This is a genomic window from Streptomyces chrestomyceticus JCM 4735 (assembly GCF_003865135.1).
Lineage (GTDB): Bacteria > Actinomycetota > Actinomycetes > Streptomycetales > Streptomycetaceae > Streptomyces > Streptomyces chrestomyceticus.
The window spans coordinates 8,233,866-8,258,059 of sequence record NZ_BHZC01000001.1 but is presented as its reverse complement, the minus strand read 5'-3'; the positions used below and the strand labels follow the sequence as shown (position 1 = coordinate 8,258,059).

Here is a 24,194-nt window from a genome sequence, read left to right as displayed (position 1 = left end):
GCGGGGCGGAGACACATGACAGCGGATGTCGTCGTGGTCGGCAGCGGGCCGAACGGCCTGTCGGCAGCGGTCACCATGGCACGGGCCGGCCTGAGCGTCGAGGTGTACGAGGCGGCGCCGGACGCCGGGGGCGGGCTGCGGACCACCTCCCTCTTCCGGGAGGACGTGGTGCACGACATCTGCTCCGCCGTGCATCCGATGGCCGCCGCCTCCCCGTTCTTCCGGGAATTCGACCTGCGGGCGCGGGGCGTGGAACTGCTCCAGCCGGAGATCAGTTACGCGCACCCGCTCGCGGGCGGGCGGGCGGCGCTCGCCCATCACGACCTGGACGCCGCCTGCGCGGGGCTGGGGCGGGACGGGCGGGCCTGGCGGGCGCTGATGGCACCGCTGCTGGCACACAGCGGGCCGGTGGTGGATTTTGTCCTCAACGGGCAGCGCCGCCTCCCGGAGAACCTGCTGGCGCCGTTGCTGCTGGCACGGGGCATGCTCGCGCACGGCACACCGCTGGCCCGGCGGGCCTTCGCCACGGAAGAGGCGGCGGCGCTGCTGGCCGGCGTCGCGGCCCACGTGGTGGGCCGGATGCCCACCCTCGCGTCGGCCGGGACCGCTCTGCTGCTGGGCCACCTCGCGCACGGCACCGGCTGGCCGGTGCCGCGGGGCGGCAGCGCACGGATCGCCGAGGCGCTGATCGCGGATGTGGCGGCGCACGGCGGCACGGTCACGACCGGGCAGCAGATCACCGATCTGCGCGACCTACGGGGGGCTCGGGCCGTGCTGCTCGACCTCGGCCCCAAGGAGTTCCTGGCGGTGGCGGGTCCGCTGCTGCCGCGCGGCTACCGTGCGGGACTGCGGGCCTTCCGCTACGGCCCCGGCGCGGCCAAGGTGGACTACCTCGTGTCGGGCCCGGTCCCGTGGGCCGACCCGATGGTGGGCCGGGCCGGAACCGTCCACCTCGGCGGACGGCAGCAGGACGTCTTCCGCCAGGAGTCGCTGACCGCGCGGGGCCGGCGCGGCGGGGCTCCGTTCGTCCTCGTGGTGGATCCGGCCGCCACCGACCCCGGCCGTATCGGGGCGAACGGGTACCGGCCCGTGTGGGCCTACGCGCATGTGCCCAACGGTGACCCGACCGACCCCGGCGACCTGGTGACGGCACGGATCGAGCAGTACGCGCCGGGCTTCGCCGACACGGTGGTGGAGCGGCGGTCCATGAGCGCCGCCGCTCTGGAGCGCTACAACCCCAATTACGTGGGCGGTGACATCGCCGCGGGGGCCATGACGCTGAAGCAGACGGTGTTGCGCCCGGTGCCGCGCTGGGATCCGTACCGTACTCCGCTGCGCGGGGTGTATCTGTGCTCCGCGTCCACCCCTCCCGGGCCCGGGGTGCACGGCATGGCCGGTTACCTGGCCGCGCGCTCGGCGCTGCGCAGGGAGTTCGGGTTGCGCGCCGCGCCTCCGCTGTCGCCCGCCGGCCCGCACGGAAGCCGTCGGGCGGGAGCTGCCTGACCGGTCAGGCCGCTCCTTCTTGTGCCAGGTCGTCGTCGCCGAGCCAGCCCCGGCGGCTCAGTTCGAGAGCCGCCTGGAACCGGGTCTGTACGCCCAGCCGGTCGAGCAGGGTGGAGATCAGCCGGCTGAGGGTCCGCGGAGAGACACCCACCCGCCGCGCGATGGTCTCGTCCTTCATGCCTTCGGCGAGCATCCGGATCACCGCTTCCTCCACAGCGCTCAGCCGCTGGGACGAAGCGCCCTCCGCCACGTGTGCGCCGGCGGCGGAAGCGGCCATCCAGCAGTGGTCGTACGCGGCGCGCAGGGCGGGTACCAGCTCGGTCCCGTGCACGGCCCAGAAGCCCTGCGTGCTGTTCTCCGGGTCCACCGGGACGAGCGCGAGATCCCAGTCGATGATCAGCATGCGCTGGGGCAGGTGGGAGGCGACGCGCACCTGGGCACCCGCGTGGGCCAGCTCCTTCACATGGCCCGAGACCAGGCGGTCGCCCGCCTGCTGGTGCAGGAACAGGGCCCGGACGGCGACACCCGAACTCAGCATTCCCAGGCATCGCAGGAGCATTTCGTCCAGGAACTCGGCCGAGGGCGTGGGGCCCCCGTGCATCAGCCAGACCTCCTGCCGCGCCACGTCGGCCGCGCGGTCCAGGAAGGACTCCTCGTGCTCGGCGGTGGGAAGCGCTTCGATGGCCAGCGTACGGCCCGGGGACGATCGCACGCCCAGGTAGTCCCGTGCGATGGAGATCATGGCCTCACGGGTGTGCGCCAGTTGCTCCTGGTGCCGGGCGATCTGGTGGCCCTCCTGCGTGAACAGCCGGCTCAGCGCGACCTCCGGCGCCACGACGGCATACCCGCTGGACTTGCGGGGAGCGGGGCGTAACAGCCCGACGCTCTCCAGACTGTCCGCGGCCTCCTCGATCTCCTCCTCCGCGGCGCCCAGCAGGGCGGCGGCCTGACGTGTCGTCCAGCTTCCCTGCTGCAACGCGAGTTCGTAGAGCCGCTGCTGCAGCCCCTTGGGGGTCGGGTTTCCCCTCACCATCCTCGCTCCGTTCCACAATCACGGCCCACCCCGGACAGTGGGGGACGGACTCAGCAAGCGATCATGACCCGAATGAAACCTTTCATGGCACACACATTCAGACAAGGCAGGATCCGGACACGTTCATGTTGAATCGCAAACAACAATACGTAATACGGTGTTTCGCCTCTATGAATTGCCGTTCGCAACTGTTACCCTGCCCAGCCGCTCCGGATGAGACACCCGGCCTGCCTGGCGGTCTGGCGCCATGGCCGATCCCCGTAGCCGAAAGCCCTGCTCACCTCCCCCGGCAGCCAGAACAATGCGGGGACCCGTCGCCACTCACGGCACCACGGGCGGGCCCGCCCCTGCCGTGGCGCCGGAACAGGAAGTCACCTACGGAAGGGCTGTACCTGTGAACCGAGTCGGTGTTGCACTGGTCGGCCCCGGAGGCTTGAATCAGCGGCACGTCGAAGCCATCGCGCACGTGGACGGCGCGGAGTTCCGCGGTGCCCTGCAACAGAGCCCCGGAACCGGACTCTCCGGCCCCGCCGCCGAATACCTCTCCTGGGAACAACTGCTCCGCGACAGCACCGTGCAGCTCGTGTCCTTCTGCGCCCCGGGAAGCACCCAGCGGCGACTCGCCCGGCAGGCCCTCGAAGCCGGCAAGGCGGTGCTGCTGGAGGGCATCGCGACCCACTCGACCGCCGAACTGGACGACCTCGTGGCACTGTCCGAACAGGCCGGTCAGCCGGCCGGGGCCATGCTCCCCCACCGGTACTGTCTCCCGCCGGACGTGTGGCACGGACGGTGGCGGAGCAGCGCCACGGCCACCGTGACGGTCTCGCGCTACCGTCCCCCCGCACCCCGCGGGCAGTGCCCCCAGTGCGGTACGGCCGAGGCCCTGTCCCGGCTCATCACCCGTCCGGGCACGCACTACCTCGACCTCGTCTGCCAGTTGCTCGGCCCGCCGGCCGACGTACACGTCGAGGGCCTGCAAGGACCGGCGGGGAGCACCGGGGGCCGGGTGGCCGGAGTGGTGCGTTTCGCCTCCGGCGGCGTACTGAGCTTCTCCCTCACCTGCGAGTCCCCCACCCGCATCGAGCGGGTCGCCGTCCTCGACGTGGACCAGAGCCTGATCATCGAGGACGGCCGTCTCGTCACCGACGGGGCCGACGGGCCCGTGGACCGGCCGGCCCTGCACCTCCCGGAACTGCGTACCGAGGTGTACCGCGACATGGCCGAGGCCATCCGCACCGGCCGGCCGCCCCACCGGTGCCGGCTCTCCCGCACCCGGGCGGTGACCACGATCCTGGAACGGATGTACCGGCAGTTCGAGAGCGTGTCAGGCGGTTCCGGCCAAAGTGCGGAAGCGATCCCGCCAGAAGACGTTCACCGTCAGTACGTCGACCGGCGGCCTTTGTGATCACTTGCCCGCCCATTCGTCCCTCTTCGACGACGCGCGTTCCGGGCGGACGCCCGGCCGACTCAGTCAGGTTGCGGCGCGATCGTAGATGGCTGAACAGTTGCTGCAGCACATTCGCCGCCGGGACGAGGGCCGCCGCACCGTAGTCGGCGAGGACGGTGAAAGCCGTCCCGGGTGGGGCCTTCCACTGCCACGGCTGGCTGTTCTCGTTGCAGTCGACCTTGCGGATGTGCCAATGGTGCGGGGTGCCGGCTCCCCTGGCCTCACGATGGCGCGCTGACGAGGATGCCTCGTCCCGCATGGAACCGCTCGAATACGCGCATGGGCAGCGATGCGGAGTCCGCGTTGTGGGAGTAGCCCGACGGATCATGGAACCGCACCATCCCGCCACGGGCCGCGTGAACCAGCACAAGATGCCCTCCCCGTCGCGGTTTATGGGTCCTCGGGTCGCGGATCTCAGGAGACACCGAAGCGATCAGGGCTCGCCCGGGGCGCACCGACCGGGCGGACGCGTGAATCGGTGTGTTCTCGACCAGTTGGCAGGTGAATCCGAAGTGCGAGCTGACCCAGGCCATGAACGGCCGGTAGATCAGCCCTTGGACCTTGCCCCGGGGGTCCACCACGTAGCAGCCCCGGTCGAGGGCCGACGCGAGGAGTTCACGCATCGGCAGACGGATGTCCGTCCAGCCGTGCAGCAGGGACTGAAGGCATGCCAAGCCGCAGACTTTGCGGGACCAGAACAGGTATTCCTCGCGCGAGTGGTATCCGTCGGAGGCCCAGTCGTGCAGATGCGACGGATCGGTGCGCCTCAGGAAGACGTCGAGACCCGACGGGGCGGCGCGCCGCATGACGACCTCGTCGTTCCGGTCCAGGCTTCCCCACTGTGAGACGTAAGGGAGGCTTCCGTCATGTGACGGGAAAGTCGAAATAGACATCTGCGTAAGGCTCGCTTTTCAGCGTGTAGTGCCACCATTCGCAGGCATAGGGAGCAAATCCGCAGTTCTCCATGATGGAGCGGAGGCGCTCGCGGTTTCCCGCTTCGGTGGGCGTCAGTCCGCTTGCCCCGTGATGGGAGACCGGGTCCATGAGGTCGTGGCGGCCGCCCATGCTGGCCTTTTCTCCGGTGGCAAGGCTGTAGAGCGTCAAGTCGACGGCACTGCCGCGACTGTGGCCCGACTTGGCGGCCACGTACCCCCTGCCGACCATCTCGGTCCTGTCGATACGGGGATAGTGGCGCTGCTTCGTCCGGCCGTCCTCCGGCTGTTCCGACCAGCGCAGGAAGCAGTCGACGGCGCGTTGCGGACGGTACCCGTCCCAGACGAGCAAGCCGAAACCGAGGGATGCGGCTTCTTCTTGTGCTCGCCGGAGGGCTGCACATAGAGCCCTGGTGCCGACTATCCGGTTGGCCAGGTACCCGTCCACCGGCTTCCCGGTGAAGTTGTCCCGGGTGGCGTACTTGGCGTCCCAACGGATGCCGGGCACCAGCTCGTCCAGGTACCCGAAGTCGTCGTTCATCGCTTTTTCCGGTGCAGTGTCACGGACACGAGCCGGTCGATCACGTCGGAGAGCGGGAGTCCCGCGGCGGCCATCATCCGGGGGTAGCGGCTGTAGGAGGTCAAGCCGGGCAGTGTGTTGACTTCGTTGAGCACCACCTGGCCGTCCTCCTTGAGGAACATGTCCACGCGGGCCAGCCCCTGGCAGTCCAGGGCGCGGTAGACGGTCTTGGCGCTCTCCCGGACGAGGCGACGCGACGCTTCGGAGATGTCGGCGGGAACGATGAACGTCGAGTTCTCCGAGCCGGTCTCGGGTGAGTCCTCCTGATGGATTCTGAAGAATCCGTGGGAAAGGGCCACGCGGTCCACCTCGCCCGCTGTCAGGGTGGAGGGGCCCTCCAGGATTGCGCAGCCGACCTCACTCCCGTCCACGGCCTCTTCGATCAGGACCTTCGAGTCGTACTGTCGGGCTGCGTCCAGTGCACTCGGCAGGCCCTCTGCTCCGGCGACTTTGCTGACACCGAAGGAGGAGCCCGAACGGGCCGGCTTGACGAAGACTGGATAAGGAAGCCGTCCGGCGTCAGCCTTCCCGTTCCCCGTGACCACCCGGAAATCGGGCGTGGCGATTCCCGCGCTCCTGGCGACGGTGTAGGTCAGGGATTTGTCCATGCAGAGGGCGGAGCTCTGGATGTCGCAGCCGGCATAGGGGATGCCGGAGAGCTCCAGCAGGCCCTGGACCGCACCGTCTTCACCGAGTGTGCCGTGCAGAACGGGCAGGATGAGGTCCAGGCGGATCGTTTCGCATCGTCCCTGCTCCAGGACGAGCAGTCCGTGGACGCTTCGGTCGGGTGACAGCACGACCGGACGGGCCCTGCCGTTCTCCCAGTCTGCGCCGGGGAGGTCACAGAGCTTCCAGGCGCCGGACTGCGTAATACCGATCCAGTACGGCTCGTAGATATCGGTGTTGAGGTTCTTCGCGACCTCTTGTGCGGACTTGACGGACACGAAATGTTCTTCGGAAGAACCCCCGAAGATGACGCCGATCTTCAGCCTGTTCACGTTTTCCCGCTTTCGAAGTCGAGGCAGTTGATGATGCTGTTTCTGACGGTGTCCCGCAGCGCGTGGTCGGTGTAATAGGCCGTGTGCGGGCTGATGAACACGTTCGGCAGCTCTTGCAGTCGCAACAGCGAGCGGTTCTCGATGGGTTTGTTCCGGCAGTCGCTGTAGAAGATGCCCTCCTCACCGTCGAGAACGTCCAGCGCCGCGCCGCCCAACCTGCCGCTCTCCAGCGCCGGAAGGAGGGCATCGGTGTCAATGAGCGGCCCGCGTCCGGTATTGACGAGGAACGCGCCGTGCTTCAGCCGCTCGATACGCCGGCGATTCAGGAGATGGCGGGTTTCCGCGGTAAGCGGGGTGTGGAGCGTGACCACGTCGCTGTGCCGGAGCAGCTCATCGAGCCGCACGTGCTCGGCGGAGGTCTTGGTGCGGCTGTCGTAGGCCAGCACGCGGCAGCCGAAGCCCCGCAGCCGGTCGATGACCGCTGTGCCGATACGCCCCGTGCCGACCACTCCGACCGTGAGGTCGCGCAGTTCTTTTCCGCGTATCCCACTCAGCCGGTAGTCATGGGCATCGGCGCGGCGGATCGTGGCCTTCGCGTGGCGCACGGCCATCAGCATCATCATCAGCGTGTAGTCGGCGACGCTGTCGGGAGAATACTCGACGTTTCCCACGGAGATACCGACGCTCTCCGCACAGCTCACGTCGATGTGGTCGCATCCGACGCTTCGTGTGGAGAGGTACTCCACGCCGACGCGGCTCAGTGCGGTGAGCGTGGCACGGGTGACGCGCGTCTTGTGGCCGACGCTGACGCATCGGTTCCCGGCTGCCAGGCCGACATTGGCCTCGGATACCGCTTCCTTCGTGACGGTTGGCGTCACACCGAAGCGAGGGGCTATTTCCCCGAAGAGAAGAGCCTCGTCCTCATCACACCCATAGACCGTGATTCCCGTTGTCGGGACAGCCCGTGAGGACGACGCCGGCGCTCGGGTGCGGCACACCGCCGCTCGTGTGGGTCCACTGGAACTCATGCCGTCCAGTCAAGGGAGCATGGTGTTGCCGACGCGTACGCGTTTTTCGATACGCCGACGATAATCCGCCGACCACTGCACTCGCAGGATCCGTATCCATGCTCTCGCGGGGCATGGGCGGGCAACATATCGTCGGCGTATCAAAAACTGCATACGCACCGGCAACGCCACACCCTTTTGACTGGACGGCATGAATTCCAGCAAACCAACCCCTGCCGTCCCCTGCTCCGGCCTTTGCGCGGTCGAGGCGTGATCCCGCTCAGCCTCGGCGAGATCGCCGCAGTGGTCGGCGGGAGGGTCGAAGGTGACAGCGCCGTGACGGTGACCGCGCCGGCCGTGCTCGACGGCCGGCAGGCCGAGCCGGGCGCCCTCTTCGTCGCCTTCGCCGGTGAGCACGCCGACGGCCACGACTACGCCGTCCAGGCCGGCCGGGCCGGCGCGGTGGCCGTGCTCGGCTCCCGTCCCACCGCGCTGCCGACCGTCGTCGTCGAGGACGCCAAGGCCGCGTTGCAGGCGCTCGCCGCCCACGTCGTGACACGGCTGCGCGAGGGGCTGACCGTCGTCGGGGTGACCGGCTCCCGCGGCAAGACCAGCGCCAAAGACCTGCTGGCGACCGTGCTGTCGAGCGCCGCGCCGACGATCGCCACGACCGGCTCACTCAACAACGAGCTCGGCGTACCGCTCACCATGCTGCGTTCCGACGCGGCCACCCGGTTCCTCGTCCTGGAGATGGGAATTCGCCGCATCGGCGACCTCGCCAAGCTCACCAACTTGGTCGCGCCCGACATCGGTGTCGTCCTCAACGTCGGCCAGGCCCACCTCAGCCATCTGAAGTCCCGTACGGCGATCGCCCGGGCCAAGAGCGAGCTGGTGCAGGGTCTGGCGCCCGGCGGCACCGCGGTCCTGAACGCCGACGATCACCGGGTGGCCGCGATGCGCTCGCTCACCGACGGCCCGGTGCTGACCTTCGGCCGGTCGGAACACGCCGACGTCCGCGTCCTCGACGTGGCGCTGGACCGGCTCGCCCGGCCGTCCTTCACCCTGCGGACCGCCGCCACCCGGGCTCCGCTCACGCTGCCGCTCGTGGGCGCTCACCAGGCGCTCAACGCCTCGGCTGCCGCGGCGGTCGGGCTGGCTGCCGGCATCTCCCTCGACGCGGCCACGACAGCGCTGCCCACGGTCGCGCTGTCGAAGTGGCGCTTGGAGCTGCGTGACCTCGCCTGCGGCGCCACGCTGCTCGACGACTCCTTCAACGCCGACCCCGATTCGACCCGTGCCGCCCTGGACGCGCTGGCGGCGATCGAGGGCAAGCGCCGCATCGCCGTCCTCGGCGAAATGCTCGAACTCGGCGACGGCAGCGAGGCCGCGCACCGCGCCGTCGGGGAGTACGCCGCCGTCCGGGCCGACGTGGTGGTCGCGGTCGGCAGCCGGCCGCTCGCCGACGGCGCCGGAGAGCGGGCGGTGGCTCTGGCCGACAACGCCGCGGCCGTCCAGTGGCTGCGCGGCCGGCTCGCCGCTGGCGACGTGGTGCTCGTCAAGGCATCCCGAGGCGCGCGCCTCGACGAGGTCGCCGCCGCGCTCGCCTCAGGACCCCGCGATGTGCTGGTGGACCGACCCATGGAAGACAGGTAGGAGCGGCTGTGGCTTTTCGGGTACGGACCATCACGGCCGGCGATCACGCCGCGTTCAACGCCTCCCGGCCTGCGGTGAGTTTCCTCCAGACTCCGGCCTGGGCGTCGGTGAAGCGTGAGTGGGGGTCGGAGTCGCTGGGCTGGTTCGACGGCCGAGGTCACCTGGTCGGTGCGGGCTTGGTGCTGTACCGCCGACTGCCCGGGTTCAAGGCGTCGCTGGCGTACCTGCCCGAAGGGCCGGTGATCGACTGGGCCTCGGACGATCTGGCCGGCTGGCTCGCCCCGTTGGCGGGCCACCTGAAACGCTCCGGCGCCTTCGCCATCCGTATCGGGTCGACGGCGGTGGCCCGCACCTGGAGTGCTGCGACGGTCAAGGCCGCGATCGCCGACCCGGGGATCACCAGGCTCGGCGACGTACCGCCGGACACGGTCGGCGACGCCGCCGATCGGGCCCGCAGCCAGCTCCGGCACCTGGGCTGGCGCCCACCGAAAGAAGACGAAGGATTCTCCGCCGGACAGCCGCGCCGGATCTTCCAGCTCCCGCTGGCCGGCAAGAGCGAGGACCAACTTCTCGCGGGGATGAACCAGCTCTGGCGGCGCAACATCAAGAAGGCCGGCAGAGCGGGCGTCGTCGTGGCCCAGGGCGGTGTCGAGGACCTGCCCGACTTCTACCGGGTCTACCTGGAGACCGCGAAACGTGATCACTTCGTCCCGCGGCCGTTCAGCTACTTCCCTGCCATGTTCGAGGCCCTGCTGGCCGAGGACAAGGACCGGATCCGGCTCTACCTCGCCCATCACGAGGGTGACCTCGTGGCCGCCACCATCTGGGTCCGGGTCGGAGAACAGGCCTGGTACAGCTACGGCGCCTCCGCCACGGCCAAGCGGGAGGTACGCGGGTCGAACGCCGTGCAGTGGAAGATGATCACTGACGCGCTGGCTGCCGGATGTACGGTCTACAACCTGCGCGGCATCACCGACACCGTGGACGGGAACGACCCGCACCTGGGCCTGATCCAGTTCAAGGCCGGCACCGGCGGTGAAGCCGTGGAGTATCTCGGCGAATGGGACCTGCCGCTGAACCGCCTGCTCTACAAGGCATTCGACGTCTACATGTCCCGTCGGAGCTGAGGCCGACTGTCGGTGGCGGAACGCGGCGGGCCGGGCGACTCGTTGGCGTCACACCTGGCGCACGTGCGCTGACGCGGCGGGCAGCCGCACCGTGACACGGAGCCCGCCGGCGGGACGGGGTGTAAGGACGAGGGTTCCGTCGTGTGCGTGGGTGATGCTCTTGACGATCGCCAGGCCGAGGCCGACACCTGCGTGGCCGGTGTGCAGGCGTTCGGTACCGCGCCGGAATGGCTCGGTGAGGGTCGGGACGAGCTGCGAGCTGAGCTTCTCGCCGGTGTTCTCGACTGTGAGCACAACCGTGTCGCCACGGACGCTGGTATGCACCCATACGATGCCCCGTTCGGGCAGGTTGTGGCCGATCGCATTGTGCAGAAGGTTCGTGGTCAGTTGCAGCAGGAGCGACGGTGAGCCGATGGTGGTGCTCGTGTCACCGAAGGTTTCGACGGTGACATCATGCTTTTCCGCCAGGGGGAGCAGCGTTTCGGTGGCTTCTTCCGCCAGGAGGGACAGGTCCACGTGTTCCCTGGTGAATGACCGCTGGTTGGCACGGCTGAGCAGGAGCAATGCTTCCGTGAGGTCGATGGCTCGGCTGTTGACCGCGCGAAGGCGCTCGATGAGCTCGCCGGTGTCGCGGTGCGGATCGCTGCGGGCCACGTCGAGGAGCGCCTGCGTGACCGCCAGCGGGGTGCGCAGTTCGTGAGAGGCATTGGCCGCGAACCGCTGCTGTTCCGCGACGTGGGCTTCGAGCTGCGCGAGCATGGTGTCGAAGGAGTCGGCGAGTTCGCGGAACTCGTCGCGGCGGCCCGGCAGGCGGATCCGGTGGGAGAGCGGCCCGTTCGCCACCTTGCGCGTGGCGTCGGTGATGCGAATCAGCGGGGCGAGCATCCGGCCGGCCAGGATCCACCCGCCCACGAGGCCGAACACCAGCAGGAACGCCAGCACCAGGATGCCCGCCGGGACGAAGACGACCGGGCCGAAGTTGCTCGGGTCGAAGACGCGCAGGAAGTCGGACAGGTCGGTGACGATCAGGCTCTGCGACCTTCCGCGCAGAAGGAACACCCACACGGCGGTGAGCAGCAACGCGCCCGCGATCACCAGGAACCCGGCGTAGCTGAGGGTGAGCTTGAGACGGACGCTCAGCCCTTGCCGCCTATCCACGCTCCGCTTCCCGGTCATCGGCGTCCGGTCCGGTGTCGATGCGGTAACCGACCCCGGGCACGGTGGCGATCAGCCAGGGCTCGCCGAGCCGTTTGCGCAGGGCCGAGACCGTGATGCGCACGGCGTTGGTGAACGGGTCCGCGTTCTCGTCCCACGCCCGCTCCAGCAGCTCTTCCGCGCTGACGACACCGCCTTCGGCAGCGGCCAGGACGTCGAGCACCGCGAACTGCTTCCTGGTGAGCGCGATGTAGCGGCCCTCGCGGTAGACCTCGCGGCGGAACGGATCCACCCGCAGGCCCGCGATCTCCCGTACCGGCGGCCTGCTGTGGGCGCGCCTGCGGTCGAGCGCTCTGAGCCTGAGCACGAGTTCCCGCATGTCGAAGGGCTTGGTGAGGTAGTCGTCGGCGCCGAGCTCGAACCCGCTGGCCTTGTCGTCGAGCCGGTCCGCAGCGGTCAGCATGAGGATCGGCATGCCGCCGCCGGAGGCGACGATGTGCCGGGCGATCTCGTCGCCGGTCGGCCCGGGGACGTCCCGGTCCAGGACGGCGATGGCGTAAGTGTTGGTGCTCAGCAGTTCCAGAGCGGTATCACCGTCACCGGCGATGTCGGCCGCGATCGCTTCCAGGCGCAGCCCGTCGCGGATGGCGTCCGCCATGTAGGGCTCGTCCTCGACGACTAACACACGCATGGCCGGATGCTATGAGCCGACGCGTATCGCCGGTATATCAAAAAACGGATCAGGGCCGGCACCATCGTCGCCTTGACTGAAGGCATGAACGGACCACGCAGGGGTCCGCTTCGGCCCCGCGTCCCTTCGTCCCAGGTCAGCGACTACCACCTCTCGTAGCAGTCGTAGTTCCGCTGGGCGCAGATCCTGCCGTCCCGGAACTCAAGGAAGACCGCGATATGGGCTCGCAGTACATGGCCGGCGGGCAGGGTTCCCATCGGGACGGCGAGGGTTCCGGACCATGTCACCTCCACGGCTACCTGGTCACCGGCCGCGACCGCGTTGTGTACGTCGAACCGCTGGTGGCTGAGCAGTGCCCGGCCCCGCTCCGCGCTCTCCAGTACGTCGGACAGGTCGCGTCGGACGCCGTCGGGGAACAGGGCGTTGGGAAACTCCTCCTGCACCACGTGCTCGTCGAAGTAACGGGCGAGTTCCTCGCCCACGGCCCCTTGGGCGACGGCTTCGTGGTAGCGGACCGCTGTGTCGACATGGGGGTGCTGTGGCAGACCCGGCATGCCAGGAAGGGTAGTTGAGCTCGCCCGGCAAGGCACCGGTCTGTTCAGCCGGTCAGACCGGCGTCGCGCGACGGTGTACAGCGCGATCAACGCCGCTCCGGACGCGGCCACCGAGCAGCGGCTGACAGCGACGGCTATGCGAGGCCACCGTTGCTCATCAGCAACTGCCCGTTGATCCACTCGCCCTCCCTGGAGCACAGGAAGTCCACCAGGTGCGCGGTGTCCTGCGGAGTGCCCAACCGACCGAGCGGGGCACTGCGGACACAGTGCTCCCGGATTTCCCCGGACATCCAGCCGGTGTCGACCGGCCCCGGGTTGATCACGTTGGCGGTCACCCCGAGATGGGCGAGTTCGTGAGCGGCGGCCAGGGTGATGCGGTCCAGGGCTCCCTTGCTCGCCCCGTAGGGCAGGTTGCCGACGGTGTGATCACTGGTGAGGCCGATGATCCGGCCGGTTCCCCGTTCCGCGGCGAAGCGGCGCCCGTACTCGCGGATGAGCAGCCAGGTGGCGCGCGCGTTGACGGCGAAGTGCCGGTCGAAACTCTCGACGGTGGTGTCGAGCAGTCCGGAGTCGACGGATTCGCAGTGGCACATCACCAGCGCGGTGACGTTGCCCATCCGCTGCCCGACCTCGTCGAAAACGCGTGCCGGGGTGTCAGGGTCGGCGAGATCCGCTTCGATCGCGAAGGTGGCCGCGCCCTCTTCGGCGAGCGCCCGGCCGATCGCTTCGGTTGCGCCGGGCTCCCTGCCCCAGCTCATACGATCGTCGTAAGGGTCCCAGTAGGTGAAGGCGATGTCCCAGCCGGAAGCGGCCAACCGGCGGGCGATGCCCGCGCCGATACCGACGGTGCGCCCCACGCCGGTGATCAAGGCGAGTGGACGGCCGGCCGGAGGGCCTTGCCGACTGGCGCGTTCGTCATGGTCGGTACGGGTCGTCACGGACCGGAATCGTCCACGAACGTCCCCGGACCGTCAATCGCTTTCCGCGCCCGCGCACCTCCGCACAGCCGCAACTCCACCCGAAGCGAGGCCGAGGGGCGTTGCGACATGCGTTCTACGAGTGTTGTCCACGGCTTCCGGCGACCGCCCTTGGCATCCTGACGTGGTTGTATCGCCCACCCTGGAGCACGCGTATGCGCCATCTCGTCACTGCGTCAGCCTTCGTCGCAGCTTCGGCCCTGTCCACGCCGTTCGCGGTCGCGGCACCGTCGTCACCGATCCAAGGCGACGGGAAAGTCTGCTTCTACGCGGAGCCCCAGTACCGGGGCACGTCCTGGTGCTACCGCCCGTCGGGCTACGCGGAGGTACCGGATCGGCTCCATGGCCGTGTTCGGTCTTTCAAAGCCACTTCCAGTGTGATCGTGTACGCGATCGACCACGGCCCCGGCGGCCGGTGTTCCGCCCGGCGGATCTGGGTCGACTCCCGGTCCGCCGACTGGGCATGGGGCAGCAGAATGGACGGCGTCAGTACGGACGACCAGGGCTGCAAAACCGGCTGAGGCATCGGCTCCGGCAGCGGGGCCGGCTGCCGGCTGCCGACTGCCGGAAACGACGGCGGGAGGCCCGTCATTCGAGGTCCCGCCTTACGGGTCGGCGGGCTGGATAGACGCCTACCACGTCGTGCTGCGACGCTGCCGGAAGGCGGAGGCAACCGCCCTGTTCGTCCGCTCCGACAGCGAGGCCATCGGCCTGGTGGAGCGGGCACGGGACCGCGGTCTCACCGTGCCCGGCGAAATCCCCCGTGCACCGCCTCCAGGTGCGGCCCCACCCTCATGGTCCGCGCTTCCTGTGGCGGCGAGGACCGGACCTCTGCTTAGAAGAGCATCGTGTACGCGTTCCAGCCGCCGCCCACACGCACCGGGGGCGCGAAGGGGGCGTTCGGGTCGCCCGTGCCCGCGTAGAACCACAGGACGCCCTCGCGGTCGCGGGCCACCAGGTCGTTCTTGCCGTCGTGGTTGGCGTCGGTGGCACCCGCGATGCCGACGTACCGGTCCCAGCCGCCCCCGACCTTGACGCGCCGGGCGAAGGGGAAGGAGGGGTTGCCGGTGCCCTGGTAGAAGTACAGCGTCCCGTCCCGGTCGACGGCCGCCAGATCGCCCTTGCCGTCGGCGGTCGTCCCCGCGAGCGAGGTGACCTGCCGGTAGGTCCAGCCCGGTCCGACCTCCACCGGGGTCTTGAACGGCCTGGCCGAGTAGCCGGTGCCCTCGTACTGCCACAGCACACCGGACTGGTCCCGGGGGTACAGGGCGGGCCGTTCGGAGGCGGGCAGCTCGCCCGCCCGCGCCGCGGGTGCGGTGACGGGCGCGCCGGCCGGAGCGGCCGTGGCGGCGGCCACCGGCAAGAAGGTGGCGACGGCTGTGGCGGCCGCGGCCAGCGCCAGACGGGTACGGCGACGCGCGCGCTGCGTTCTGAACACGGGTTCCCCCAAGGTGAATGTTCCCCTCTGAGTGGTATGTCACCAATAGCGAGGCCATCGGGCGTTTTCCGCGGCAATACCGTCAGTTGTTCAGGTAGTTGGCAAAAAGATTGGTACGTACAGCGATGTAGCCAAGTCGGCAGTTGCCGAGGGGGCAGGAACGGTGTCGGACGTCGTCGGCCACGGCGGCAGGGAGGTGCTGGCCGCCGCGTACGACCGGCGGGTAGCGTCCCGTCGGGGCGGCTCGCCGCCGGGAAGCAGACCATCCGTACGCCTGGAGTACCTGTGACATCAGCGGTGGACCACGTCCGTACGACCCTGACCGCGCACGGCCACGTGGGAGGCATCACCGAACTGCCCGCCCCGGCACCCACCGCGGCCGCCGCGGCGGAGCTGCTGGACTGCCCGGTCGGCGCCATCGCCAACAGCCTGGTCTTCGAGGCCGACGGCGCACCGCTGCTCATCGTGGCCAGCGGCGGCCACCGGGTGGACCTGAAAAAGGCGGCGGCCCACGTCGGCGTACGCAAAGTCCGCCGCGCCACCCCGGAATTCGTCCTGGAGGCCACGGGCCAGCAAGTCGGCGGTGTGGCCCCCGTCGGCCATCCCGCGCCGCTGCGGACCCTGGTGGACACCGCGCTGGCCGACCACGACCAGGTGTGGGCGGGCGGCGGGGTACCGCACGCCATGTTCCGCACCACGTTCGCGGAACTGCTCAGCCTGACGGGCGGCGAGGCCGTCGCCGTCGGTGCCTGACCGGTGCCCGTGCTCGCGGGCCGCTCACCGGTTCTCCGTCGCCAGCCAGCCGGCCAGGCCCCACATCGCGACGGCGGTGACCACATCCAGGCGCCGCCGGGTGCCGCTGCCCATCCCCGCTTTCTTCAGCCGGCCCCGAGGGCGGCATATCCCCAGGCGCAGCAGAATTCCACCGCGATATAGGCGAGACCCAAGGCCAGCAGCGGAGTGGTGACCCGGTGGGCGTCGCGGGACAGGAACTGCGGCAGGAATACGGCGAACAGGATCAGCGCTTTGGGATTCGTCATCGCCACGATGAACTCCTGCCGCGCGAGCCGCCATCCCGGTGCCTTCCGGTTCGCGTTCTGATCCCTTTCAGGGGATTCCGGCTCCTCCTTCCCGGGCTCGGATTCCGGGGTGTTCTTCGCGCGCAGTGCCGTCCGCAAGGTCTGCAGTCCCAGCCACAGCAGGTAGGCCACCCCGCACCACTTGATGACCTGGAAAGCCACCGCTGACCTGGTCAGGACGGCGCCCAGCCCGGCGGCCACGGCGATCACCATCAGGGTGAACGCGGTGAAGCGGCCGAGCGAGGCGCCGAGCGCCGGACGTAACCCGTGCCGGACGCCGTTGCGCAGCGCCAGGAGCTGATTGGCTCCGGGCGTCGCTGCCAGCAGCAACGCGGCGGGAAAGAAAGCCGCCCATGACACGTCGGAAAACATGAAGGACGTATACCCGTACCGGCTCGCGTCTCTCACCCGAGTGTTTTCTTGGTCCCGGACGGACGGCCTGCGGGCGGCCACGCCAGTGGGCCCGCCGGGCTTCTCCGCCCGACGTCGGCGCACCCTGACCAGCACACCACCGCAGCACAGGCAAGGGTGATCCTGACGGACCACGTCAGCGGTGCGGGAAAACGGGTTTTCGGACCGCTTTCCGATATCGCCTGCCGATATCGCCGGCCGTGGCCGCATTTCCTGCCACCGAAATATCAACCGTACGCCGCAGCCTGGTTGAGCGTGCCGCCCAGGTCGCCGCGGCCACGCCCGGCGTCGGCAGGAACGCCCCGGCGGGTGCACAGAATCAGGGTACGGGTCCAGAACCGCGCCGGGACAAAAGTGAGCTTGTCATGTCTTCCGGTGTGTCACCGCGCGGTATTCTTCGGGTACTTGCCGTGCGGCAAGGTCACGAGGTGTCGGCGTGAGGCACAGGTGTGCGCGCCTTTGAGGCAGGGACCACAGCGCCGTCGTGCCCTGCGCAGGGGGTCCGGTAAGTGGAACGAGGTCGGGGCATGGCTGCAGACACGGCGGACGACAACGCACGTCCGGTGTCGCGGACGAGGTCGGGGCGTACGGGAGGCAGGGTCGGGGAGCCGGAGCTGCGGCAGTTGCTCGCGGGGCTGACGGCCGTACGCGACGGGAACTTCGGGACGCGGCTCCCGGAGGAGGACGACGGGCTGCTCGGCGAGATCGCGACCGTCTTCAACGGCATGGTCGACCAGCTCTCCCAGTTCACCTCGGAAGTGACCCGGGTGGCGCGCGAGGTCGGCAGCGAAGGCCGGCTCGGCGGGCAGGCCGAGGTGCCGGGTGTCTCCGGCACCTGGGCCGATCTGACCGACTCGGTGAACGTGATGGCCGGCAACCTGACCACCCAGGTGCGCGACATCGCGCAGGTGGCCACCGCGGTGGCCCGGGGCGATCTGTCGCAGAAGATCGACGTCGACGCGCAGGGCGAGATCCTGGAGCTGAAGAACACCGTCAACACGATGGTCGACCAGCTCTCGGCCTTCGCCGACGAGGTCACCCGGGTCGCCCGCGAGGTCGGCAGCGAGGGGCGGCTCGGCGGGCAGGCCGAGGTGCCCGGTGTCGGCGGCACCTGGCGGGACCTGACCGACTCGGTCAACTTCATGGCCGGAAACCTCACCTCCCAGGTACGCAACATCGCCCAGGTGACCACGGCGGTCGCCCGGGGCGACCTGTCGCAGAAGATCACCGTGGACGCCCGCGGCGAGATCCTGGAACTGAAGACGACCATCAACACGATGGTCGACCAGCTCTCCGCCTTCGCCGACGAAGTCACCCGAGTGGCCCGCGAGGTCGGCACCGAAGGACGGCTCGGCGGCCAGGCGCAGGTGCCCGGCGTCGGCGGCACCTGGCGGGACCTGACCGACTCGGTCAACTTCATGGCCGGAAACCTCACCTCACAGGTGCGCTCGATCGCGGCGGTCGCGACCTCGGTGGCCCAGGGCGACCTGTCGCAGAAGATCACCGTGGACGCCCGCGGCGAGATCCTGAAGCTCAAGAACACCATCAACACGATGGTCGACCAGCTCTCCGCCTTCGCCGACGAAGTCACCCGGGTCGCCCGCGAGGTCGGCACGGAGGGACGGCTCGGCGGCCAGGCCGACGTCAAGGGCGTCTCCGGTACGTGGAAGGACCTGACCGAGTCCGTCAACGTGATGGCGGACAACCTCACGGCGCAGGTGCGGTCCATCGCCGAGGTCACCACCGCCGTGGCGCAGGGCGACCTGTCGCAGAAGATCCGCGTGGACGCCCGCGGCGAGATCCTGGAACTGAAGAGCACCATCAACACGATGGTCGACCAGCTCTCCGCCTTCGCCGACGAGGTCACGCGGGTGGCCCGCGAGGTCGGTACGGAGGGCAATCTCGGTGGCCAGGCCACGGTGCGGGGCGTGTCGGGTACGTGGAAGGACCTCACCGACAACGTCAACGTGATGGCCTCCAACCTGACCGGCCAGGTGCGCTCGATCGCCCAGGTGGCCGCCGCGGTCGCCAAGGGCGATCTGTCGCAGAAGATCATGGTGGAGGCGAAGGGCGAGGTCGCCGCGCTGGCCGGCGTGATCAACACGATGGTCGACACGCTGTCGGCGTTCGCCGACGAGGTGACGCGGGTGGCGCGCGAGGTCGGCACCGAAGGGATGCTCGGCGGCCAGGCCCGCGTTCCGAACGTGGCCGGTACGTGGAAGGACCTGACCGACAACGTCAACTCGATGGCCAACAACCTGACCGGCCAGGTGCGCAACATCGCCCAGGTCACCACGGCCGTGGCCAACGGTGACCTGTCGAAGAAGATCGACGTCGATGCCCGGGGCGAGATCCTGGAGCTGAAGACCACCATCAACACGATGGTCGACCAGTTGTCCTCCTTCGCCTCCGAGGTCACCCGCGTCGCCCGCGAGGTCGGCAGCGAGGGGCGGCTCGGCGGACAGGCCGAGGTCGAGGGCGTGTCCGGCACCTGGAAGCGCCTGACCGAGAACGTCAACGAGCTGGCCGGCAACCTCACCCGGCAGGTACGGGCCATCGCCGAGGTGACCAGCGCGGTCGCCGAGGGCGACCTGACCCGCTCCATCACGGTGGACGCCTCGGGCGAGGTCGCGGAGCTGAAGGACAACATCAACTCCATGGTGCGGTCGCTGCGCGAGACCACCCGTGCCAACCAGGAGCAGGACTGGCTCAAGAGCAACCTGGCCCGCATCTCCGGGCTGATGCAGGGCCACCGGGACCTCTCGGTCGTCGCCGAGCTGGTCATGGACGAGCTGACGCCGCTCGTCTCGGCCCAGTACGGCGCCTTCTACCTGGCGGAGGAGAACGGGCAGGGCACCGTGCTCCGGCTCGTCGGCGCGTACGGCCGGCCCGCCGGCGGCACGGGGCACGACCGCTTCGGGCTGGGCGAGTCCCTGGTCGGCCAGGCCGCCCGCAGCCGCCGGACGATCGTCGCCGACGGCGTGCCGGCCGACTACATCAACATCTCCTGCGGCCTGGGCCAGACGGCGCCGGGCAGCCTGATCGTGCTGCCGATCATCGTCGAGGACCAGATCCTCGGCGTCATCGAGCTGGCGTCCTTCACCCTCTTCACCCCGGTGCACCAGGACTTCCTCGAACAGCTCATGGAGATGGTGGGCGTCAACGTCAACACCATCGTCGCCAACGCGCGCACCGACGAGCTGCTGGACGAGTCGCAGCGGCTGGCCGGGGAGCTGCAGGCCCGCTCCGGGGAGCTGACCCGGCAGCAGGAGGAGCTCCAGCGCTCCAACGCGGAGCTGGAGGAGAAGGCTGAGCTGCTCGCCTCGCAGAACCGCGACATCGAGACCAAGAACCTGGAGATCGAGCAGGCCCGGCAGGAGCTGGAGGACCGGGCGCGGCAACTGACGCTGGCGTCGAAGTACAAGTCGGAGTTCCTGGCCAACATGAGCCACGAGCTGCGGACACCGCTCAACAGCCTGCTCATCCTGGCGCAGTTGCTGGCGCAGAACCCGACGCGCAACCTCACGCCCAAGCAGGTCGAGTACGCGGGCATCATCCACTCGGCGGGCTCGGACCTGCTCCAGCTCATCAACGACATCCTCGACCTGTCGAAGGTCGAGGCGGGCAAGATGGACATCACCCCGGAGCGGGTGGCGCTGCGGCAGCTCCTGGACTACGTCGAGGCGACGTTCCGGCCGCTGACCACGCAGAAGGGTCTCGATTTCAGCATCAGTGCCGCGGCCGGGGTGCCGGTGGACCTGCTGACCGACGACGCGCGGCTGCGCCAGGTCCTGCGCAATCTCCTGTCCAACGCGGTCAAGTTCACCGAACAGGGCGGCGTCGAGCTGCGGATCGAGCCCGCCGTCGACCGGGAACTGCCCGACACCGTCCTGCGCGGCGGCCCGGTGGTCGCCTTCCGCGTTCTGGACACCGGTATCGGTATCGCCGAGCAGCAGCTTGACGTGATCTTCGGGGCGTTCCAGCAGGCGGACGGCACCACCAGCCGCAAGTACGGGGGCACCGGCCTCGGGCTGTCCATCAGCCGCGAGATCGCCCACCTCCTGGGCGGCGCCGTGACCGCCGAGAGCACGCCCGGTCAGGGCAGCGCCTTCACCCTCTATCTGCCGGTCGCGCGCGCCGACTTCCAGGAGCAGACCGGCGCCGGTCCGGTCCCGGAGACGGCGGAGCACGCGCGGGACGAGGAGCGCGAGAGTCAGTCGCGTCCCCCCGTCGCGGCCCCGCGCAGCCCCGCCGGCTGCTGGTGATCGAGGAGCGGGCCCGCGGGCTGCTCTCCCATGTGGCCGACAGCGCGGTCGCCGAGTTCACCGGCGGCCAGGACCTGGGCGACCGCCAGGAGAGCATCGAGGTCGTCTCCGCGGTCGGCGCCCAGGAGGCCGCCGGGGCGCTGGCCGCCGGGCCGTTCCACTGCGTGGTGCTCGACCTGGACATGGCCGACGGCGAAGCCCTGCGGTTCCTGGACGCGATGGACGGTGACGCCGCCGTACGGACCGTCGCCGTCCTCGCGCACAACAGCAGGCGCCTGGAGGCGGAGCAGGAACGCATCCTGCAGGCGCGCGCCGGCACCCAGCCGCTGGAGCTGCTCTCCAGCCTGGACGAGCTGCGTGAGCGCATCGCCCTGCACCTGTCCGCCGAGCAGCCCGGTGACGTCCTGCCGCTGGTGCGGCCGGAGGAGCCCGTACAGCAGGCTCCGCAGCCCGTGGACGACAGCCTCAGCGGCCGTACGGTCCTCGTCGTCGACGACGACGCGCGCAACCTGTACGCGCTCAGCAGCATCCTGGAACTGCACGGCCTGAACGTCCGCCACGCGGAGGACGGGCGCAAGGGGATCGAGACGCTGATCGAGCATCCGGACATCGACCTCATCCTGATGGACGTGATGATGCCCGAGATGGACGGCTACACCGCGACCGCGGAGATCCGGCGGATGCCGGCCCACGCCCGTCTGCCCATCATCGCCGTCACGGCCAAGGCCATGCCCGGGGACCGCGAGAAGAGCCTCGCCTCCGGCGCCACCGACTACGTCACCAAGCCGGTGGACACCGACGACCTGATCGCCTGTGTCCGCCGGTGGCTGACCTCCTGAGGGCGGTGCCCGGCCGCCCGGGCACCGCCTCCGGCCTGCTCACGCATCGCACCTCTCGCCTCGAAGAATCGGCAGCATCATGAGCACTTATGAGCACGTCGGCACCCCGTCCGGGGACGGCGCCCCGCCGGGGCCCGGGCCCGCGGCAGGCGCCCGGCCCGGTCGGATATCCGCTGTCGGCCGCCTGGCCGCCACGGTCGAGCGGCTGCGCAGCGAGGTCCAGGCGGCGCATGCGGCAGCCGACGGGCGGGCGCTGATCGAACTCGCCAAGGGCATCATGATCGAGCGGCTGCACTGCGGGCCGGCCCAGGCGACCCGGCAGCTCGCCGAGCTCGCGGAGCAGGCCGCGGTCTCCCAGCTCGAGCTGGCCGTGGACATCATCAACCAGGCGGCCCGCGACCGCGTGACGGACCTCGCCGACGCCTTCCTGCGGCGCACCCGGGCCGGGCACGACGGGACGGACCCGGACGTCGCGGTGCGGCTGCGTACCGCCGAGAGCGCCGCGCTGGCGGCCGACGACACCCAGGCCGTCGCCGACTCCCTGCTGCAGCACGCGCTGGCTCCGCTGGGCGCGACGGCCGTCGCCATCTGGGCCGCGGGCTCGGACACGTCCCTCACCCTGGCCGGGCACGCGGGGTTCCCCGCCGACGAGGCGGTGCGCTGGCGCTACGTACCCCCCGGCGTGGTCACCGTCGCCCGCCAGGCGCTGACCGAACGGGACACCGTCCGGTTCGTCTCCCTGGCCGAGACGGGCATCCCGTCGATCGGCCGTACGCACCATCCGTACGGCGGCCGGGTGGCGTTGCCGGCCGGTACCGGAGGCCGCATCCACGGTGTCCTGGAGATCTGCTGGCAGCAGCCGCTCCCCCCGCAGCCGCCGGTGATCATGCGTCAGATCGAGGCGCTGGCGCAGTTGTGCGCGCACACCCTCGAAGGCACCCCGGAGACGAGGGGGCACGGCCCGTCCGCCGCCCGGCACTCCCCCGCCGTGGCCGAGCTGGTGGACCTGGCGGACGGGCTGCACGACCCGGCGCTCGTGCTCACCCCCCACCTCGCGGCCGACGGTCACCTGAGCGACTTCCGCATCCACCACGTCAACGGGCGCTTCATGGACCCGGCGGGCCGCCCCCGCAGCTTCGTCAACGGCGCGCTGCTGTTGGAGGCGTACCCGATGGCCGCCGACGAGAGCGAACTTTTCGACAAGGTCCAGCGCGTCTACGCCACGGGAGAGCCCTTCCGCGCCCAGCGGATGACCCTGACCGCGCTGGTGGACCAGGTGCCGCTGGCCGCCGTCGCCGACCTCAGCGTCAGCCGGCACGGGGACAGTGTGCTGCTCATCTGGCGCATCGAGGACGAGACCGCCCGGCTGGCCAGCCTCCTCCAGCACGCCCAGCGCCTCGGCCGGATCGGCGGCTTCGAGGAGAACCTGCTGACCGGCGAGATCACCTGGAACGGGCAGCTCTTCGCCCTGTACGGCCGGCCGGCCACCGACGCCCCCGTGTCCCTGCACGAGCTGGCCGCCCACGCGCACCCGGACGACAGCGTCGCCATCGGCCGCTTCCAGCGCGCCGTTCTGCATCACCGGCGCCCGGCCTCGGCCGCCTTCCGCCTCCGGCGTCCCGACGGCGTCACCCGGCACATCCGGGTGATCGCCGAGCCGGTCCTCGACGCCGACGGCGGGCTGCTCTCCGTACGCGGCGCCTACCAGGACATCTCCTCCCAGCACTGGACCGAGGTGGCGCTCGCCGCCACCCGCGACCAGCTCGCGCACACCGAGCAGCAGTCGGCCGAGCGCAACCGCCTCGCGCTCCAGCTCCAGCAGGCCATCATGCCGCCGAGCCGCGGCCCCATGGACGCCCCGGGCCTGCAGATCGCGGTACGTTACCGGCCCGCGGAGACGGAGTCGCTGGTGGGCGGCGACTGGTACGACGCCGTCGTGCTGCCCTCGCAGCGCGTCCTGCTGTGCGTCGGTGACATCGCGGGGCACGGCATCGAGGCGGCCACCGGCATGGTGGTGCTGCGCAACGCGCTGCGCGGCCTCGCCGTCACCGGGGCCGGCCCGGGCCAGTTGCTGTCCTGGCTGAACATCGTGGCCCACCACCTCACCGACCAGGTGTCCGCCACGGCCGTCTGCGGCGTGTACGACCCCGGGACCCGCACCCTGCGCTGGGCGCGGGCCGGGCACCTGCCGCCCGTGCTGGTCCGCGGTCACGAGGCGAGCAGGCTGCCGCTGGTCCGCGGGCTGCTCCTGGGAGCGCTCCCGGAAGCCATGTACGAGGAGGCGGTGCTCCAGCTCAAGGCGGACGACACCCTCCTGATGTACACCGACGGCCTGGTCGAGCGGCGGGACACCGCCATCCACGAGTCGCTGGCCCAGTTGCTCGCCACCGCGCAGGCTCCGGCGGCCTCTCTGGAGCACCGGCTCGACCGCCTGCTGACCCACAGCAAGTCCGACACCGACGACGACACCTGCCTCATCGGCGTCCAAGTGGTGTGAAACGCCGT

Annotated in this window: 19 protein-coding genes and 1 pseudogene; 9 read left to right on the top strand and 11 right to left on the bottom strand. The window is 69.9% G+C overall.

Annotation, left to right across the window (positions count from 1 at the left end; genetic code table 11):
* Positions 1 to 15 precede the first annotated feature (15 nt).
* A complete protein-coding gene (locus tag EJG53_RS36130) occupies positions 16 to 1,503 on the top strand; it encodes a phytoene desaturase family protein (protein WP_125048432.1) in 1,488 nt (495 codons plus the stop codon).
* 4 nt (positions 1,504 to 1,507) lie between these two features.
* Here the strand turns inward: EJG53_RS36130 and EJG53_RS36125 are convergent, their stop codons facing one another.
* Positions 1,508 to 2,536, bottom strand: coding sequence for a helix-turn-helix transcriptional regulator (locus tag EJG53_RS36125; RefSeq protein WP_125048431.1), 1,029 nt, complete (start codon positions 2,534 to 2,536; stop codon positions 1,508 to 1,510).
* Positions 2,537 to 2,783: 247 nt separating this feature from the next.
* Here EJG53_RS36125 and EJG53_RS36120 point away from each other — a divergent pair, with 247 nt between their 5' ends.
* A complete protein-coding gene (locus EJG53_RS36120) occupies positions 2,784 to 3,941 on the top strand; it encodes a Gfo/Idh/MocA family protein (RefSeq protein ID WP_125048430.1) in 1,158 nt (385 codons plus the stop codon).
* Positions 3,942 to 4,204: 263 nt separating this feature from the next.
* On the opposite strand, the gene EJG53_RS36115 is transcribed toward EJG53_RS36120, so the two are convergent.
* Genes EJG53_RS36115 through EJG53_RS36100 form a run of 4 tightly spaced genes read right to left on the bottom strand, consistent with a single transcriptional unit; the run spans position 4,205 to position 7,521 of the window.
* On the bottom strand, positions 4,205 to 4,789 hold the full coding sequence (locus EJG53_RS36115; protein ID WP_125048429.1) for a hypothetical protein: 585 nt from the start codon (positions 4,787 to 4,789) through the stop codon (positions 4,205 to 4,207).
* A 58-nt stretch (positions 4,790 to 4,847) separates the two neighbouring features.
* The gene (gene vanX, locus EJG53_RS36110; RefSeq protein ID WP_125048428.1) at positions 4,848 to 5,456 is read right to left on the bottom strand and encodes a D-Ala-D-Ala dipeptidase VanX; all 609 of its coding nucleotides are present in this window, start codon (positions 5,454 to 5,456) and stop codon (positions 4,848 to 4,850) included.
* Complete coding sequence (gene vanA / locus EJG53_RS36105) at positions 5,453 to 6,493, bottom strand: D-alanine--(R)-lactate ligase (protein WP_125048427.1); 1,041 nt, start codon at positions 6,491 to 6,493, stop codon at positions 5,453 to 5,455. The genes vanX and vanA overlap by 4 nt, the downstream gene beginning before the upstream one ends.
* Positions 6,490 to 7,521, bottom strand: a complete 1,032-nt coding sequence (locus tag EJG53_RS36100) for a D-isomer specific 2-hydroxyacid dehydrogenase family protein (RefSeq protein ID WP_125048426.1) — start codon at positions 7,519 to 7,521, stop codon at positions 6,490 to 6,492. The genes vanA and EJG53_RS36100 overlap by 4 nt, the downstream gene beginning before the upstream one ends.
* A gap of 249 nt (positions 7,522 to 7,770) precedes the next feature.
* Here EJG53_RS36100 and EJG53_RS36095 point away from each other — a divergent pair, with 249 nt between their 5' ends.
* Together EJG53_RS36095 and EJG53_RS36090 are read left to right on the top strand one after the other, a co-directional pair.
* Entirely contained in the window at positions 7,771 to 9,153 is a 1,383-nt protein-coding gene (locus EJG53_RS36095) for a UDP-N-acetylmuramoyl-tripeptide--D-alanyl-D-alanine ligase (RefSeq protein ID WP_125048425.1), read from the top strand.
* Between the two features lie 8 nt (positions 9,154 to 9,161).
* Complete coding sequence (locus tag EJG53_RS36090; protein ID WP_125048424.1) at positions 9,162 to 10,280, top strand: lipid II:glycine glycyltransferase FemX; 1,119 nt, start codon at positions 9,162 to 9,164, stop codon at positions 10,278 to 10,280.
* A 48-nt stretch (positions 10,281 to 10,328) separates the two neighbouring features.
* Here the strand turns inward: EJG53_RS36090 and EJG53_RS36085 are convergent, their stop codons facing one another.
* The 4 genes from EJG53_RS36085 to EJG53_RS36070 form a co-directional block, all read right to left on the bottom strand.
* On the bottom strand, positions 10,329 to 11,438 hold the full coding sequence (locus EJG53_RS36085; protein WP_125048423.1) for a sensor histidine kinase: 1,110 nt from the start codon (positions 11,436 to 11,438) through the stop codon (positions 10,329 to 10,331).
* Complete coding sequence (locus EJG53_RS36080; RefSeq protein ID WP_125048422.1) at positions 11,431 to 12,126, bottom strand: response regulator transcription factor; 696 nt, start codon at positions 12,124 to 12,126, stop codon at positions 11,431 to 11,433. The genes EJG53_RS36085 and EJG53_RS36080 overlap by 8 nt, the downstream gene beginning before the upstream one ends.
* Before the next feature lie 143 nt (positions 12,127 to 12,269).
* Positions 12,270 to 12,680, bottom strand: a complete 411-nt coding sequence (locus EJG53_RS36075; protein ID WP_125048421.1) for a nuclear transport factor 2 family protein — start codon at positions 12,678 to 12,680, stop codon at positions 12,270 to 12,272.
* A gap of 134 nt (positions 12,681 to 12,814) precedes the next feature.
* The gene (locus EJG53_RS36070) at positions 12,815 to 13,618 is read right to left on the bottom strand and encodes an SDR family oxidoreductase (protein WP_125048420.1); all 804 of its coding nucleotides are present in this window, start codon (positions 13,616 to 13,618) and stop codon (positions 12,815 to 12,817) included.
* 422 nt (positions 13,619 to 14,040) lie between these two features.
* Here EJG53_RS36070 and EJG53_RS40820 point away from each other — a divergent pair, with 422 nt between their 5' ends.
* Positions 14,041 to 14,178, top strand: coding sequence for a hypothetical protein (locus EJG53_RS40820; protein ID WP_154806423.1), 138 nt, complete (start codon positions 14,041 to 14,043; stop codon positions 14,176 to 14,178).
* A gap of 314 nt (positions 14,179 to 14,492) precedes the next feature.
* Here the strand turns inward: EJG53_RS40820 and EJG53_RS36065 are convergent, their stop codons facing one another.
* The gene (locus EJG53_RS36065) at positions 14,493 to 15,095 is read right to left on the bottom strand and encodes an FG-GAP repeat domain-containing protein (RefSeq protein WP_167515219.1); all 603 of its coding nucleotides are present in this window, start codon (positions 15,093 to 15,095) and stop codon (positions 14,493 to 14,495) included.
* Positions 15,096 to 15,258: 163 nt separating this feature from the next.
* On the opposite strand from EJG53_RS36065, the gene EJG53_RS43460 reads away from it, so the two are divergent.
* Together EJG53_RS43460 and EJG53_RS42985 are read left to right on the top strand one after the other, a co-directional pair.
* Positions 15,259 to 15,384, top strand: a complete 126-nt coding sequence (locus EJG53_RS43460) for a hypothetical protein (protein ID WP_280526796.1) — start codon at positions 15,259 to 15,261, stop codon at positions 15,382 to 15,384.
* The gene (locus EJG53_RS42985) at positions 15,381 to 15,848 is read left to right on the top strand and encodes a YbaK/EbsC family protein (protein WP_371858765.1); all 468 of its coding nucleotides are present in this window, start codon (positions 15,381 to 15,383) and stop codon (positions 15,846 to 15,848) included. Before EJG53_RS43460 ends, EJG53_RS42985 begins: the two co-directional genes overlap by 4 nt.
* 125 nt (positions 15,849 to 15,973) lie before the next feature.
* Here EJG53_RS42985 and EJG53_RS36055 read toward each other — a convergent pair whose 3' ends face one another.
* Entirely contained in the window at positions 15,974 to 16,546 is a 573-nt protein-coding gene (locus EJG53_RS36055) for a LysE family translocator (protein ID WP_244955480.1), read from the bottom strand.
* A 566-nt stretch (positions 16,547 to 17,112) separates the two neighbouring features.
* Here EJG53_RS36055 and EJG53_RS36050 point away from each other — a divergent pair.
* Together EJG53_RS36050 and EJG53_RS36045 are read left to right on the top strand one after the other, a co-directional pair.
* Positions 17,113 to 21,689, top strand: a pseudogene (locus tag EJG53_RS36050) (HAMP domain-containing protein).
* A 79-nt stretch (positions 21,690 to 21,768) separates the two neighbouring features.
* Entirely contained in the window at positions 21,769 to 24,186 is a 2,418-nt protein-coding gene (locus EJG53_RS36045; RefSeq protein ID WP_125048417.1) for a SpoIIE family protein phosphatase, read from the top strand.
* Positions 24,187 to 24,194: the final 8 nt, after the last annotated feature.